Here is a 13,318-nt window from a genome sequence, read left to right on the forward strand (position 1 = left end):
AAAGCAGAAACCAAAAATGTCTTCCTGCGCTTGTACAACAGCGAGACAGACTGTCCAACCTGCACCGGCTTCTTCAGACAAAAAAGACAATGCCCTTTGCCACGCGCGTGACACGAAGCAAGTTTTCTTAAGAAAAAATTCTGGCTTAGGGAAGTCTTATGTTTTTAGCAGAGATCATACTTTTTACCGGCTGGCTTAGAATAATACAAAGCCAAATAATTCAACCCATTATAATATACTTTATGGTTTTTAAAATCTGTGCACGTTTATACACATGTACAACTTTCCCCTTATCTTAAAATCTATTAGCCCTGCAATATACACAAATTAATATCGAATTTTACATTCTGTTACACAATTAACACTTGCTTTAAAGTTTGCAATAGCTAGATTGAAAACAGCAGTACGTTATTTGTTTTTAATTTTACCGCCTCCTTTGGAGGAAGGTTTTTTAACTACACACAGCAGTGCCACACCTGTCAGTACCTCTGGTGCCCTTTTCAATAATACGAGGGCAACTGCCGGGTGTCATAAATAACGTGGGGTTTCATCATGTTTAATGAAGTCCATAGCTTACCCGGTCATACATTATTGTTGATCACAAAACCTTCCTTACAAGCGACAGCGTTATTGCAGCATTTAAAGCAATGCCTGTCTCTTAACGGGAAACTGCATAATATTCAACGTTCTTTTGATGATATCGCTTCTGGCAGCATCATTCTTCTCGATATGATGGAAGCGGATAAAAAACTCATTCATTACTGGCAAGATAATTTAAGCAGGAAAAACAATAATATCCGCGTATTGTTATTAAATACGCCTGATGAGTATCCTTTCCGCGAAATTGAGAGCTGGCCGCATATTAACGGCGTGTTTTACGTCACTGAAGAAGAAAACCGTGTCGTGGAGGGTTTGCAGGGCATATTGCGGGGGGAGTGTTATTTCTCGCAGAAACTGGCCAGCTACCTCATTACCCACTCCGGAAATTATCGCTATAACAGTTCGGAATCGGCCCTTCTGACGCACCGTGAGAAAGAGATCCTGAACAAACTGCGTATTGGTGCTTCAAATATTGAAATCGCCCGTTCGTTATTTATCAGCGAAAATACGGTTAAGACGCATCTTTATAATCTTTTCAAAAAGATAGCTGTTAAAAATCGCACGCAGGCGGTGTCGTGGGCAAACGATAACCTCAGGCGTTAATAGCATGAAACGCACCTTAAGTTGGATTGCCGCCGCAGGCATTATGCTTGCTGCCGGAAACCTTCAGGCTGTTGAGGTAGAAGTTCCCGGACTGTTAACCGACCACACCGTCACCTCTGTCGGACACGATTTTTATCGTGCCTTCAGCGATAAGTGGGAAAGCGATTATCCGGGTAACTTAACCATCAACGAACGGCCCAGTGCGCGGTGGGGAAGCTGGATCACAATAACCGCTAATCAGGACGTTATTTACCAGACTTTTTTATTCCCAACGAAAAGAGACTTCGATCAGAACGTCGCTTTCGCGCTGGCACAAACAGAAGAAGCTATTAACCGCCTACAGTTAGACAAAGCCCTTTTGAGCACAGGCGATTTAGCAAAAGATGAGTTCTAACAACGATACCAATTTCGGAGGCTGTAATGCGTCTCGCACACACAGTGATTTCGTTAATGCTCATTGCGCCGTTGAGCTGGGCCGGAAATATGACATTCCAGTTCCGCAACCCTAATTTTGGCGGCAACCCGAATAACGGAGCCTTTATGCTTAACCAGGCTCAGGCTCAAAACTCCTATAAAGACCCCAGCTATGACGATGATTTCGGTATCGAGACCCCGTCAGCCCTGGATAATTTTACTCAGGCCATCCAGTCGCAAATATTAGGTGGCTTATTAACTAACATTAATACCGGAAAACCCGGCCGGATGGTCACTAACGACTTTATCGTCGATATTGCCAATAAAGACGGGCAGCTTCAGTTAAATGTGACAGACCGAAAAACCGGTAAAACGTCGACAATCCAGGTTTCCGGTTTGCAGACCAGTTCAACTGATTTCTAAACAACCCCGAAATAAGGACAATTATTATGCAGCGCTTTTTTATTTTAGTTGCAGTGTGCTTATTAAGCGGTTGTTTAACTGCCCCGCCAAAAGAAGCCGCTAAACCCACCCTGATGCCTCGTGCCCAGAGCTATCGGGATCTGACGCATCTGCCGGTCCCAACCGGAAAGATATTCGTCTCGGTGTATAACATTCAGGATGAGACGGGTCAGTTCAAACCGTATCCGGCCAGTAACTTCTCGACAGCCGTACCGCAGAGCGCCACCGCGATGCTGGTTACCGCCCTGAAAGATTCTCGCTGGTTTATCCCGCTGGAACGTCAGGGGCTGCAAAACCTGCTTAACGAACGAAAAATCATTCGTGCCGCGCAGGAGAATGGTACCGTTGGCGTCAATAACCGCATGCCGCTACAGTCTCTCACCGCAGCCAATATCATGGTGGAAGGCTCGATTATCGGCTACGAAAGTAACGTGAAATCGGGTGGCGCGGGTGCGCGTTACTTTGGCATCGGGGCCGACACGCAGTATCAGCTGGACCAGATTGCCGTCAACCTGCGCGTGGTTAACGTGAGCACGGGTGAGATATTATCCTCGGTGACCACCAGCAAAACGATTCTCTCTTATGAAGTGCAGGCCGGGGTATTCCGCTTTATCGATTACCAGCGTCTGCTGGAGGGTGAAATTGGCTATACCTCTAACGAGCCGGTCATGCTGTGTCTGATGTCGGCCATCGAAACCGGCGTGATTTTCCTGATTAATGACGGTATCGATCGCGGCTTGTGGGATCTTCAGAATAAAAGTGACGTGAGTAATGCGGTGCTGGTGAAATATCGTGAGATGTCGGTGCCGCCAGAGTCATAATCAGCGGCGCATAAAAAAGGCGAGAATTCCGTCTCGCCTTTTTTTATTTACTTACCGCAGGAACGCTCTGGCTCTTCTCGCGTCGGGCCGCAAGCCAAAGGCCGCTGTTCTTCATGGCGTAGCCAAACAGTAACCCCAGCATGAGCGAAGGGACCACCAGCTTCCAGTCCCCCTGCCCTGCAAAGGTCGCGCAGGCACCCATGAACGTGCCGGGCACAAAGGACAACAGCAGATGTTTTGCCTGAACGCACATCAGGAAGGCCACAATGCCGGTCATGGCGTACCCCAGGATTTCCAGATGCGGCGCCAGCGCGCTGCCTTTCATAATGACCAGCGCCCAGACCACGCCACTCAGTAACGTGCAGCCTGAAATAAAGAGCCCTTTGAGACCACCCTGCGGGCAGGCGAAATAGGCCGTGCAGCCAAGAAAACCAGCCCAGCTCAACAAGCCGAGAGAGACAGCCACCCAACCCCAGAGGCCGGAGAGGATGCCAGTCGTGATTGCAATACAAAGTAATATGTTCATGGTGCGCATCTTAGCAGATGCGCACCATATAAATGAGATCAGAAGCACATTACGTGCAAGTTGAAATGTATCGTTGCAGGATTTTTGTGATTCAAGTCACTCTTCATTCTCTTCTTCCAGCTCGTCCCACATAGCAGCGATAGCGTCACGCGTCAGCGGAGCCAGCGTTCTCCAGAACGGCGAGGTGGCGTGGGCTTCCACTTTACCCAGGAAGGTGCCAACCCACGGCAGCAGATACGTTTCGAACAGGGTTTCAATCGCCTCGTTCTCATCATCACCTGCATTATCTTCAATCCAGGAGGCCGCCAGCAGCAGGGTACCGATATGATCGGCAGGCATATCCGTCAGCGGCATGCCGCGTTCTGAAAGAAACGCCCGAACCTCCGCTTCGGTCGCACCTTCCTGCCAGGCAGAACGATACGGCGACACGCGACACTCTTCCCCCACAAACAGCGCGTTGTAATCCGTTGAAATCTGCTGCATATCGCAGCTTTTTTGCAAACGTTCCAGCAATTCATCCTGTTCCAGCGGCCAGCTCTGCGCCAGTTTACCTTCACGAATCAGGGTAAACAGCGGAACCAGCAGCGGATCCTGCGGCTGGCGGTAATATAAGGTGCCCAGCACGCGGCAAAGGATGGAAAACTCATTCATGTTTTTATTCCGTTATTAATTAAAGATCGGCAAATTCATCAATTGGCGCCATGCCGCGCGACTCAAGGAAGTCGAGCATACGACGCGGCGTGACGTTCAGGATCTGTTCTTCCGGGAAATTCACGTCCCGCAATATTTTCAGGCACTCGCTGAAATCCCCCAGCGTGAAGGCCGTGTGTGAATCAGAGCCCAGCGCCACCATGCCGCCCGCGTCACGCACGGCCGCCGCCACTTCGCGGCAGTTGGCTTCACTGCCCTTACGCGAGTGAACAAAGGAGGAGTTGTTAATCTCCAGCGCCACGCGGTGCTTCGCTGCCGCCCGCGCCACGGCCTGAATATCAATCGGGTATTTCGGATTTCCCGGGTGGCTGATAATGTGCACGTTGCCGCTGGCAATAGTGGCAATCATCGCTGCGGTGTTGGTCTCTTTATCCTGGGGCGCAAAGACAGGCTCATGGAAGCCAGCGAGGATCAGATCTAAAGAGGTCAGCATCGGGCCGGTGCAGTCAATTTCACCGTCGGTATTTTTGATGTTCGCTTCGATGCCGCGCAGTATCCCAATACCGTCCACCAGGCGTGGCCAGATACGCATATTCACAAAATGCCAGTAGTGCGGCGCATCCGCCATATCCGGACCGTGATCGGTTATCGCAAACAGTTTGATGCCTTTCAGCTTCGCCTGAGCGATATAATCATGGAGGTTACTGTAAGCGTGGGTACTGGCGACGGTGTGCATATGCAGGTCAACGGGATACATCTTTCTCTCCTCTGCGGTTTTTCCAAAGGATAGCAGTTATCAGCGGCGAATATTAGCAAAAACCCGGCGAACGCCGGGTTTCTCTCAGTAGCCTCGCTGTCTGTCGACCTGTCCGGTCACCGCGTTACCCTTCTCTATTTCGCTGATGGTATGCGAGATGTACGCCACGGCCTCCGCCGGTCGCGTCACGGCCGCAATATGGGGCGTCATCGCCACGCGCGGATGTGCCCAGAGCGGGCTGTCTTTTGGCAGCGGTTCGCGGCTATACACATCCAGCATTGCGCCTCTCAGTTTACCGCTATCCAGCGCTTTCAGCAGATCGTCTTCCACAACGTGTACCCCGCGCGCCAGGTTCATTAAGTAGCTGTCTTCTGCCAACTGGTTGAGGAGCGTGCCATTAATAATGCCGACCGTTTCCGCCGTATTCGGCAGCAGGTTAATGAGGACGCGAGTCCCTTTCAGGAACGCCGGGAGTTCGTCCGTTCCGGCAAAGCTCTCGACGCCCGGATACTCCTTACGGCTCCGGCTCCAGCAGCGCAGTGGGAAGCCCCACGGTGCGAGCGCTTCGGCGACTTTCGAACCCAGTACACCCGCGCCGAGGATGCCGATGGTGAAATCTTCACGCTGATAATCCGGAAGCGGTTCCCAGTGGGATTGCTGTTTAAACGCCTGATAATCGTCGAAACGGCGGAACCAGTGCAGCACCTGGCTCACGGCATATTCCTGCATCTGCTGCCCCATACCGGTATCTTCCAGACGAAACAGGGGAATATCTTCCGGCAGCATTTCAGGGTGTGCCTTCAGCTTACTGAGAATGGAATCCACCCCCGCACCAAGAGCAAATACCGCCTTCAAACGGCGTCCCTGAAGCATTTCGACCGGGGGATGCCAGACCAGCGCGTAGTCGGCATGTTCATTATCGCCCTGTTTCCATTCGCGAACGCGTGCGCCAGGCAGTGCCGCCGTAAGCGCGTTAATCCAGTAAGCCGTATCAAAAGTGGTGTGATAGAAGATAATATCCATAGTCATTGCCTTTTATTGCACTGTTTTATTTTCATTTTCAACTGGCTTGCCAGCATAACAAATTTATCGCTAAACCGCGTTGCTGATAAAAGAGGCGCATTTCGCACATTTCGGAATCAGGTTGCCTGAAGTTTGTCTAAACACGCTAAATTACTGAAAAAGTGGGTTGACGGCAGTACGGCTTTTCCTTACATTAGCGCCCGTCCCGACAACAACGGGATGACAATATGGTGAGGTGTCCGAGTGGCTGAAGGAGCACGCCTGGAAAGTGTGTATACGGCAACGTATCGGGGGTTCGAATCCCCCCCTCACCGCCATATTCATGATGAGAGCTCGTACGAAAGTACGGGCTTTTTTCTTTTATATTCTCGTAAGGGGGGATGAGAACCCCCGACCGGGGTTCGGCAACTGGCGACAGCCAGTTGGACAGACTGAGAGCGTAGCGAACAGGCTGCCCGAAGGGCGAGCGAAGCGAGTCAATCCCCCCCCTCACCGCCATCTTTGAAAAAGAGCTCGCATGAAAATGCGGGCTTTTTTTTCACATGTTGCACGCCTGTGGGGGATTCGAACTTTGCAGCCCCTGCGGTAATTGTGTCGGGTGGCGCTACGCTTACCCGACCTACAAAAAGCTAGTCTTCAACCATCTTTGCATACTCTTCGGTGAGAAAATCCACCAGCGTCCTGACCGATGGCAGCAGGCCGCGCCGGGAAGGATACACCGCGTGGATCACTTCCCGTCTGGGTTCCCAGGCATTCAGCACCCGAACAAGTTCACCTGAAGCCAGCTGATCCTTCACCATCAAAATGGGCAGCTGTACCACGCCCACGCCCGCCATCGCCGCCTCCCGCAGCGCCAGCATGTCGGTAGTCACCAGGCGCGGCGTGAAGTGAATTTCTGCCTTTGCGCCCTCCGGCCCGCTCAATTCCCACTTATGCAGGTGCTTGCCCGCCCCCATACTTAACCCCGGCCACTCGCTGAGTTCAGAGGGCATCGCCGGGTTGCCCATCCGTTCAATCAGTGCCGGCCCGGCAACCAGACAGTGTCCCCTGTCCGCCAGCACCCTTAATACCAGATCGCTGTCATCAAACGGGCGCGGACGAACGCGGATCGCCACATCCACCCCCTCCGCCACCAGATCGACCCGGCGGTTGGTGGCTTCGAGCTGAAGGTTGATCCCCGGATAGCGCGCCATAAACCGCGCCAGCATGGGCCCCACGTGAACGTGCAGCAAGGTGACAGGACAGGTGATCCGGACCATACCACGCGGCTCAGCCTGTAAAGCAGCCACCGCCTCCTCCGCAGCTTCAGCCTCCACAAGCATAGCTTTACAGTGCTGATAGAATGTCTGCCCCACCTCCGTCACCGCAAACTGCCGCGTGGTACGTTGTATCAACCGAACACCCAGGCGTTCCTCCAGCTGCGCAATCCGACGGCTCAGTTTCGACTTAGGCTGATCGAGCGCCCGACCCGCCGCTGCAAAGCCGCCATGCTCCACCACCTTCACAAACCATACGAAATCATTGAGGTCCTGCATACGCCTCCATTGTTCCATTTAAGGAACAGTGAATGTCATTTTTGCTATCTACCGGGATATTAACCCTGAATATAAGCTAATTCCATCAACAGGACATCAGGAGTTAATCATGAAAAACGTAACAGGCGTGTATACCGCACCTCGTCCGCACTGGGTCGGTGACGGTTTTCCGGTTCGTTCGATGTTTTCTTACCAGACGCATGGCGAGCCCCTGAGCCCGTTCCTGCTGCTGGACTACGCCGGACCGCATACCTTCCCGGCGGATGGCGCGAAACGCGGCGTGGGCGAGCATCCTCATCGCGGTTTTGAAACGGTGACCATCGTCTACTCAGGCGAAGTGGAGCACCGTGATTCAACCGGCAGAGGCGGCGTTATTGGCCCTGGCGACGTGCAGTGGATGACGGCGGGCGCAGGCATTTTGCACGAGGAGTTCCACTCCAGCGCGTTTTCGCAGAAAGGCGGTGAACTGAAAATGATGCAGCTGTGGGTCAACCTGCCCGCCAAAGACAAAATGGCGACGCCTGGCTACCAGAGCATCACTCAGGCGGATATCCCGGTGGTCACCCTACCGGATAACAGCGGAACATTGCGCGTGATTGCTGGCCGCTTTGGAGAGGTAACCGGCCCGGCGCATACCTTCTCACCGCTGAACGTGTGGGATCTCGCGCTGCGCCAGGGTAGCCATCTGACGCTCAATCAGCCCGAAGGCTGGAGCACGGCGCTGGTTGTCGTTGAAGGCAGCGTGACGGTGAACGGCACCACGCCTGCCGGTGAGGCGCAACTGGTCGTGCTGAGCCAGAGCGGTGACAAACTGCATCTCGAAGCCAGCAGCGATGCCAAAGTGCTGCTGATGGCCGGGGAGCCGCTGAATGAACCCATCGTGGGCTATGGCCCGTTTGTGATGAACAGTAAAACCGAAATTGCCGAGGCTATTCGCGATTTCAACTCCGGCCGCTTTGGCCAAATCTAAACGTAATAAGGAGCGCATTATGTCTACCCCTGCAAACTTCAACGGTGCACGTCCCGTTATTGACGTAAACGATGCCGTTATGCTGCTTATCGATCACCAGAGCGGGCTGTTCCAGACCGTAGGAGACATGCCAATGCCTGAGCTGCGCGCCCGTGCAGCAGCGCTGGCAAAAATCGCCTCGCTGGCGAAGATCCCGGTGATCACCACGGCGTCGGTTCCACAGGGACCGAACGGCCCGCTTATCCCGGAGATCCACGCCAACGCGCCGCACGCACAGTATGTGGCACGCAAGGGTGAGATCAACGCCTGGGATAACCCGGAGTTCGTGGCGGCGGTGAAAGCCACCGGGCGCAAAACGCTGATTATCGCGGGGACGATCACAAGCGTCTGCATGGCCTTCCCGTCCATCAGTGCGGTGGCGGACGGATATAAAGTATTTGCGGTGATTGATGCCTCTGGCACCTACAGCAAAATGGCGCAGGAGATCACCCTGGCGCGCGTGGTGCAGGCAGGCGTGGTGCCGATGGACACGGCAGCCGTTGCTTCCGAAATTCAGCGCACGTGGAACCGTGAAGATGCGGGTGAATGGGCTGAGGTGTACACACACATCTTCCCGGCCTACCAGCTGCTGATCGAAAGCTACAGCAAAGCGCAGGACGTGGTGAAAAATAGCGAAGTGCTCGATTCGCAGCGTTAACCCTGCGCGCTGCGACATAAGCTGATTAAGGCTTAACCGAACAAGCACGAATGCTGAAAATCTGCTTGACCGTTTTAGCGCAACTCCCTATAGTAGCGCCCCGTTGCCCCCCAAGCGGTCAGGCAGCAAAACAATATGGTGAGGTGTCCGAGTGGCTGAAGGAGCACGCCTGGAAAGTGTGTATACGGCAACGTATCGGGGGTTCGAATCCCCCCCTCACCGCCATATTTGAAGAAGAGCTCGCATGAAAATGCGGGCTTTTTTTTTGCATGTTGTACGCCTTTGTGGGGAATGAGAACCCCCGACCGGGGTTCGACAACTGGCGAAGCCAGTTGGACAGACTGAGAGCGAAGCGAACAGGCTGCCCGCAGGGCGAGCGCAGCGAGTCAATCCCCCCGGTGCTATATGCAGCTCGGTGCGGCCTGAGCCCCTCACCCTAACCCTCTCCCCTGGGAAGAGGGGATAAAATGCACAAAAAACAAAGCCCGGTTTCCCGGGCCTTGAACACAACAGCATATTCAATAATACGCTTGTAGCGTGCGCTGGCAGAGCGCCGAGCGGACGCAATCCTCTTTTGTGAAGCGTACCACCCCTATCATCTCATCTTCCTCAAAACGTGACATGGCATCGCTCAGGCCAGACTTAACGCCCGACGGCAGGTCACACTGGGTAATATCGCCGTTGACGATCACCGTCACGTTCTCCCCGAGGCGCGTTAAAAACATCTTCATTTGCGCAGCGGTCACGTTCTGAGCCTCGTCAAGAATAACGACCGCATTTTCAAATGTACGTCCGCGCATATAGGCGAACGGCGCGATTTCCACCTTGCCAATCTCTGGTCGCAGGCAGTACTGCATAAAGGAAGCGCCCAACCGCTTCACCAGCACGTCATAGACGGGCCTGAAGTACGGGGCAAACTTCTCGGAAATATCGCCGGGCAGGAAGCCCAGATCTTCATCCGCTTGCAGTACCGGACGGGTAACGATGATCCTTTCCACGTCCTTATGAATCAGCGCCTCCGCCGCTTTGGCGGCGCTGATCCAGGTTTTCCCGCATCCGGCTTCCCCGGTTGCAAAGATGAGCTGTTTACTCTCGATAGCATTCAGGTAGTGCGCCTGAGCTTCATTTCGCGCCACAATTGGCGATGCATCGCGGCTGTCCCGCGCCATGCCAATCGATTCTACGCCGCTCATCTGCACAAGCGAGGTGACCGATTCTTCTTCACGCTGTTTATGACTACGTGAATCCCGTCTCAGCACACGTTTTGCTTCGCGACGAGCTTTGATCACTGCTTTCTGTCTTCCCATGGATAGCACCTTGAGTTGTTGGTATTCATCACACGCGCCAGCATCGGCACGATTATGCGCACGAACATCAGAGGGTTGGCTTCCTTGTAAGCCATTGCTTGCATTACCGGATGACGATATACAACGGCTACGCGCACCGTTATGCACGTCGGTAGAAAAAGGTTGTTGAGGTGAAGGAGAGAATTTGGTGGTGAAGAAATCGCTGCCGGAGTCTGAGCCTCCGCGCCGGGTACTGCGGTTGATGTGTTTACCTTGTCCAGTACAGGACGCAACCATTCGCGATCTCCATAGTGAGTTAACATCACTGCCGGGAACTACCGCTGTCTTCTCTTAAGTACATCAGGAATTATCATAAATGCAACATTTATTTTACCTGAATGCAACTTTTCGGACTGCCCCTACATGGAAAATCAGTCTTATATAGAAATATTACAGAAATATAACAATAAGATAGTCTGGGAAAAAAATAATGTCCCCGCGAACTGTCGCAGGGACGATTATCAGGCTTCTATGAGACCCTGAGCGAGCCAGGCGTTCGCGTCACGCGCGCCGGGCAGGGCAAAGAAATAGCCGCCGCCGATGGGCTTAATGTACTCTTCCAGCGCTTCGCCGTTGAGCCGCTTCTGCACGGTGAGGAATCCCTTCTCCAGATCGTGCTGATAGCAGACAAACAGCAGTCCCATATCAAGCTGCCCGGAGTTGGTCACCCCCAGCGAGTAGCTGTAACCCCTGCGCATCATCAGGCTGGATTGCGTCTCTTTGGTGCGAGGATTGGCGAGGCGAATATGGCTGTCCAGCGCGATGACATCCCCGTTCGGATCGCGGGCGTAGTCGGGTTCATCGTGCTCGAGCTTCATGCCGAGCGGTGCGCCGGTTTGCTTATCGCGGCCGAAGATAGTCTGCTGCTCTTTCAGCGGCGTGCGGTCCCAGAACTCCACGTGAAACTGAATGATACGCACCGCCTGATAGCTGCCGCCCACCGCCCAGGCCGGTTCGCCCTGATCCGCCGTCACCCAGACCACCTTGTTCATCAACGCGGTATTGCTGCTGTCCGGGTTGGCGGTACCGTCTTTGAAGCCCAGCAGGTTGACCGGCGTCTCTTTCCCTTTACTGCGCGCGGCGTGGTCAGAGATAAAACCTTCCCGCTTCCAGCGCACGCTCAGCAGATCCGGGGTGTGCTTGATAATATCGCGCAGGGCGTGGATTACCGTATCCTGCGTATTAGCGCAGATCTGCAACAGCAGATCGCCGTGGCACAGCGCCGCGTCGAGAGAATCATTCGGGAATCGCGTCATTTTTTGCAGCGCTTTCGGCTTCTGCTTCGCCAGACCGTAGCGATCATCAAATAGTGATTCCCCCACCGACACGGTGATGGTCAGATTATCGGGAGCGATAAACGCACCGAGGATCCCGGAATCCATCGGCGGCAGGCGCGGATTCGGTGTTTCCGGTGCCGGACCGCCGGCGGTGAGGAAGGCAATGCGCGTGGTTAATAGCCTGAACAGACGCTCAAGGTCGGCCTTATCACTCGCCAGCGAATCGAAAGCCACCAGCATCATCGAGGCCTGCTGCGGCGTCAGGATCCCCGCCTGGTGCTCACCATAAAACGGCTGCGTTTCCATACGCGCGTCCGGGGAGAGCGTGCCGGGGGCGCTTTGCGGTTTTGCCGCATGCGCCACCGGACAGCCGCCCGCCAGGGCAAACGCGCCGCCCAGCGCCCCTACCCCTTTTAACAACCGACGTCGGGAAGGTTCCGCCACGTCGTACTCGTCATGCTCGTTCATCGCTTAATCCAGACCCAGTACGCCACGCAGCAGGGAGAGATCTTCCGCCAGCGTCGTAATCGGGCCTTTCAGCGCGTTACGGTCAGCATCGGTCAGCTTGTCGTAGGTTTCGAACCCGTCTTTGGTGCGGTATTTCGCCAGGATAGCGTCAACTTTCTTAAAATTGGCATCCACTTTCGCCAGCAGTTCGCCGTTCTCTTTTTGCAGTTGTGGCCGCAGCAGATCGACAATTTTCTGTGCGCCGTCAACGTTTGCCTGGAAGTCCCACAGGTCGGTGTGGCTGTAACGATCTTCTTCACCGCTGATTTTGCTGGCGGCTACTTCTTCAATCAGACCCGCTGCGCCACCCACCACTTTCGACGGTGGGAATGCCAGCTCGCTGATGCGTTTTTGCAGTTCCAGCACGTCGCTGTTGAGCTGCTCGGCGTATTTCTCCATCCCCCTGGTGGAGTTATCGCCAAACAGGGCTTTTTCCAGACGGTGGAAGCCGGTGAATTTCGGATCGGCGGCCTTCTGCTCGTAGTCGTCTTCACGGGCGTCAATGCTGCCATCGAGGTCAGAGAACAGCTCGGCAATCGGCTCGATGCGCTCGTAGTGCTGACGTGTAGGCGCATACAGGGATTTCGCTTTTTCGATATCGCCCGCTTTCACCGCGTCGGTAAAGGCTTTGGTGCCTGCCACCAGGTCCGCCGTCTCTTTGGTGACGTAGGCTTTATAGGCGGTAATAGCGTCGCCGAGACTCAGCAGCGCCGTGCCTTTGGCCGCGTCCGCCCTCGCTGCGCCTTTGACGATCAGCTTACCTTTCGGGTTAGTCAGCAGGCCGCAGGTCATGTCATATTCCCCGGGCTGAAGATTTGCGGTCATCTTCTGGCTGAAGCCCGGCGCGATATTCTCGCGCTCTTCCACCACCATCACGCCTTTCAGGATCTCCCACTCCAGCGCCTTCTGGCTGTGGTTCTGAATAATAAACTGGGTTTTACCGCTGTTAACCGTGATGGTCATCGGCTCACACTGTTTATCGTTGACGGTGACTTTGACCTGCGGAATATCTGCTGCCTGAGCGGCGAAGGCAGACACGAGCAGCGCGGCGATGCCTGCGCATAACGCACTACGACGGAACTGAATGGCCATGACTCTTCCCTTTAAAGTATGTTGTAACTAAAACAGC

The 13,318-nt window shown here is 54.1% G+C and carries 14 protein-coding genes, 2 tRNA genes and 1 other RNA gene; 9 read left to right on the plus strand and 8 right to left on the minus strand.

Going from position 1 to position 13,318, the window contains the following annotated elements; all coding sequences use genetic code 11:
- The first annotated feature begins 552 nt into the window (after positions 1–552).
- The 4 genes from csgD to csgG are packed head-to-tail and all read left to right on the plus strand — an operon-like array spanning position 553 to position 2,900.
- Positions 553–1,203, plus strand: a complete 651-nt coding sequence (gene csgD, locus ACOTYB_RS04375) for a biofilm master transcriptional regulator CsgD (protein WP_003858049.1) — start codon at positions 553–555, stop codon at positions 1,201–1,203.
- Between the two features lie 4 nt (positions 1,204–1,207).
- Positions 1,208–1,597 carry a curli production assembly/transport protein CsgE gene (gene csgE, locus ACOTYB_RS04380; RefSeq protein WP_003858052.1) on the plus strand — a complete coding sequence of 130 codons (390 nt, stop codon included), beginning with the start codon at positions 1,208–1,210 and terminating at the stop codon, positions 1,595–1,597.
- A 26-nt stretch (positions 1,598–1,623) separates the two neighbouring features.
- Positions 1,624–2,040 carry a curli production assembly/transport protein CsgF gene (gene csgF, locus ACOTYB_RS04385; RefSeq protein ID WP_003858054.1) on the plus strand — a complete coding sequence of 139 codons (417 nt, stop codon included), beginning with the start codon at positions 1,624–1,626 and terminating at the stop codon, positions 2,038–2,040.
- 26 nt (positions 2,041–2,066) lie between these two features.
- Entirely contained in the window at positions 2,067–2,900 is an 834-nt protein-coding gene (csgG, locus tag ACOTYB_RS04390) for a curli production assembly/transport protein CsgG (protein WP_003858055.1), read from the plus strand.
- 43 nt (positions 2,901–2,943) lie between these two features.
- On the opposite strand, the gene ACOTYB_RS04395 is transcribed toward csgG, so the two are convergent.
- From ACOTYB_RS04395 to ghrA, 4 genes are all read right to left on the minus strand, one after another.
- Positions 2,944–3,426: a DUF1097 domain-containing protein gene (locus ACOTYB_RS04395; RefSeq protein WP_074173990.1), complete on the minus strand. Its 483-nt coding sequence runs from the start codon at positions 3,424–3,426 to the stop codon at positions 2,944–2,946.
- Between the two features lie 96 nt (positions 3,427–3,522).
- Complete coding sequence (locus ACOTYB_RS04400) at positions 3,523–4,077, minus strand: TorD/DmsD family molecular chaperone (protein ID WP_003858059.1); 555 nt, start codon at positions 4,075–4,077, stop codon at positions 3,523–3,525.
- Positions 4,078–4,096: 19 nt separating this feature from the next.
- Positions 4,097–4,834: a phosphatase gene (locus tag ACOTYB_RS04405; RefSeq protein ID WP_220153726.1), complete on the minus strand. Its 738-nt coding sequence runs from the start codon at positions 4,832–4,834 to the stop codon at positions 4,097–4,099.
- Positions 4,835–4,918: 84 nt separating this feature from the next.
- On the minus strand, positions 4,919–5,857 hold the full coding sequence (gene ghrA / locus ACOTYB_RS04410) for a glyoxylate/hydroxypyruvate reductase GhrA (protein WP_220153725.1): 939 nt from the start codon (positions 5,855–5,857) through the stop codon (positions 4,919–4,921).
- A 229-nt stretch (positions 5,858–6,086) separates the two neighbouring features.
- Here ghrA and ACOTYB_RS04415 point away from each other — a divergent pair.
- A tRNA-Ser gene (locus ACOTYB_RS04415) sits at positions 6,087–6,174 on the plus strand.
- 42 nt (positions 6,175–6,216) lie between these two features.
- Positions 6,217–6,355, plus strand: a non-coding RNA gene (locus ACOTYB_RS04420) — RtT sRNA.
- Positions 6,356–6,486: 131 nt separating this feature from the next.
- Here ACOTYB_RS04420 and ACOTYB_RS04425 read toward each other — a convergent pair.
- A complete protein-coding gene (locus ACOTYB_RS04425; protein WP_017384759.1) occupies positions 6,487–7,392 on the minus strand; it encodes a LysR family transcriptional regulator in 906 nt (301 codons plus the stop codon).
- 109 nt (positions 7,393–7,501) lie between these two features.
- Between ACOTYB_RS04425 and ACOTYB_RS04430 the strand changes: the two genes are divergently transcribed.
- From ACOTYB_RS04430 to ACOTYB_RS04440, 3 genes are all read left to right on the plus strand, one after another.
- Positions 7,502–8,362: a pirin family protein gene (locus tag ACOTYB_RS04430; protein WP_040117482.1), complete on the plus strand. Its 861-nt coding sequence runs from the start codon at positions 7,502–7,504 to the stop codon at positions 8,360–8,362.
- Positions 8,363–8,381: 19 nt separating this feature from the next.
- Positions 8,382–9,059 carry an isochorismatase family protein gene (locus ACOTYB_RS04435; protein WP_003858068.1) on the plus strand — a complete coding sequence of 226 codons (678 nt, stop codon included), beginning with the start codon at positions 8,382–8,384 and terminating at the stop codon, positions 9,057–9,059.
- Positions 9,060–9,196: 137 nt separating this feature from the next.
- A tRNA-Ser gene (locus ACOTYB_RS04440) sits at positions 9,197–9,284 on the plus strand.
- A 293-nt stretch (positions 9,285–9,577) separates the two neighbouring features.
- Here ACOTYB_RS04440 and phoH read toward each other — a convergent pair.
- The 3 genes from phoH to efeO form a co-directional block, all read right to left on the minus strand.
- Positions 9,578–10,366: a phosphate starvation-inducible protein PhoH gene (gene phoH, locus ACOTYB_RS04445; protein WP_003858070.1), complete on the minus strand. Its 789-nt coding sequence runs from the start codon at positions 10,364–10,366 to the stop codon at positions 9,578–9,580.
- 500 nt (positions 10,367–10,866) lie between these two features.
- The gene (gene efeB, locus ACOTYB_RS04450) at positions 10,867–12,150 is read right to left on the minus strand and encodes an iron uptake transporter deferrochelatase/peroxidase subunit (RefSeq protein ID WP_003858074.1); all 1,284 of its coding nucleotides are present in this window, start codon (positions 12,148–12,150) and stop codon (positions 10,867–10,869) included.
- A gap of 3 nt (positions 12,151–12,153) precedes the next feature.
- Positions 12,154–13,281 carry an iron uptake system protein EfeO gene (gene efeO / locus ACOTYB_RS04455; RefSeq protein ID WP_045343514.1) on the minus strand — a complete coding sequence of 376 codons (1,128 nt, stop codon included), beginning with the start codon at positions 13,279–13,281 and terminating at the stop codon, positions 12,154–12,156.
- Positions 13,282–13,318 lie beyond the last annotated feature (37 nt).

The sequence above is a fragment of the Enterobacter cloacae complex sp. IR5450 genome (assembly GCF_049238665.1).
GTDB classification, from domain to species: Bacteria; Pseudomonadota; Gammaproteobacteria; order Enterobacterales; family Enterobacteriaceae; genus Enterobacter; species Enterobacter hormaechei_C.

Bases quoted from the DNA above. Each gene is read 5' to 3' on its own strand.
- csgD (WP_003858049.1), top strand. From the start codon at position 553: ATGTTTAATGAAGTCCATAGCTTACCCGGTCATACATTATTGTTGATC.
- csgE (WP_003858052.1), top strand. From the start codon at position 1,208: ATGAAACGCACCTTAAGTTGGATTGCCGCCGCAGGCATTATGCTTGCT.
- csgF (WP_003858054.1), top strand. From the start codon at position 1,624: ATGCGTCTCGCACACACAGTGATTTCGTTAATGCTCATTGCGCCGTTG.
- csgG (WP_003858055.1), top strand. From the start codon at position 2,067: ATGCAGCGCTTTTTTATTTTAGTTGCAGTGTGCTTATTAAGCGGTTGT.
- ACOTYB_RS04395 (WP_074173990.1), bottom strand. From the start codon at position 3,426: ATGAACATATTACTTTGTATTGCAATCACGACTGGCATCCTCTCCGGC.
- ACOTYB_RS04400 (WP_003858059.1), bottom strand. From the start codon at position 4,077: ATGAATGAGTTTTCCATCCTTTGCCGCGTGCTGGGCACCTTATATTAC.
- ACOTYB_RS04405 (WP_220153726.1), bottom strand. From the start codon at position 4,834: ATGTATCCCGTTGACCTGCATATGCACACCGTCGCCAGTACCCACGCT.
- ghrA (WP_220153725.1), bottom strand. From the start codon at position 5,857: ATGGATATTATCTTCTATCACACCACTTTTGATACGGCTTACTGGATT.
- ACOTYB_RS04425 (WP_017384759.1), bottom strand. From the start codon at position 7,392: ATGCAGGACCTCAATGATTTCGTATGGTTTGTGAAGGTGGTGGAGCAT.
- ACOTYB_RS04430 (WP_040117482.1), top strand. From the start codon at position 7,502: ATGAAAAACGTAACAGGCGTGTATACCGCACCTCGTCCGCACTGGGTC.
- ACOTYB_RS04435 (WP_003858068.1), top strand. From the start codon at position 8,382: ATGTCTACCCCTGCAAACTTCAACGGTGCACGTCCCGTTATTGACGTA.
- phoH (WP_003858070.1), bottom strand. From the start codon at position 10,366: ATGGGAAGACAGAAAGCAGTGATCAAAGCTCGTCGCGAAGCAAAACGT.
- efeB (WP_003858074.1), bottom strand. From the start codon at position 12,150: ATGAACGAGCATGACGAGTACGACGTGGCGGAACCTTCCCGACGTCGG.
- efeO (WP_045343514.1), bottom strand. From the start codon at position 13,281: ATGGCCATTCAGTTCCGTCGTAGTGCGTTATGCGCAGGCATCGCCGCG.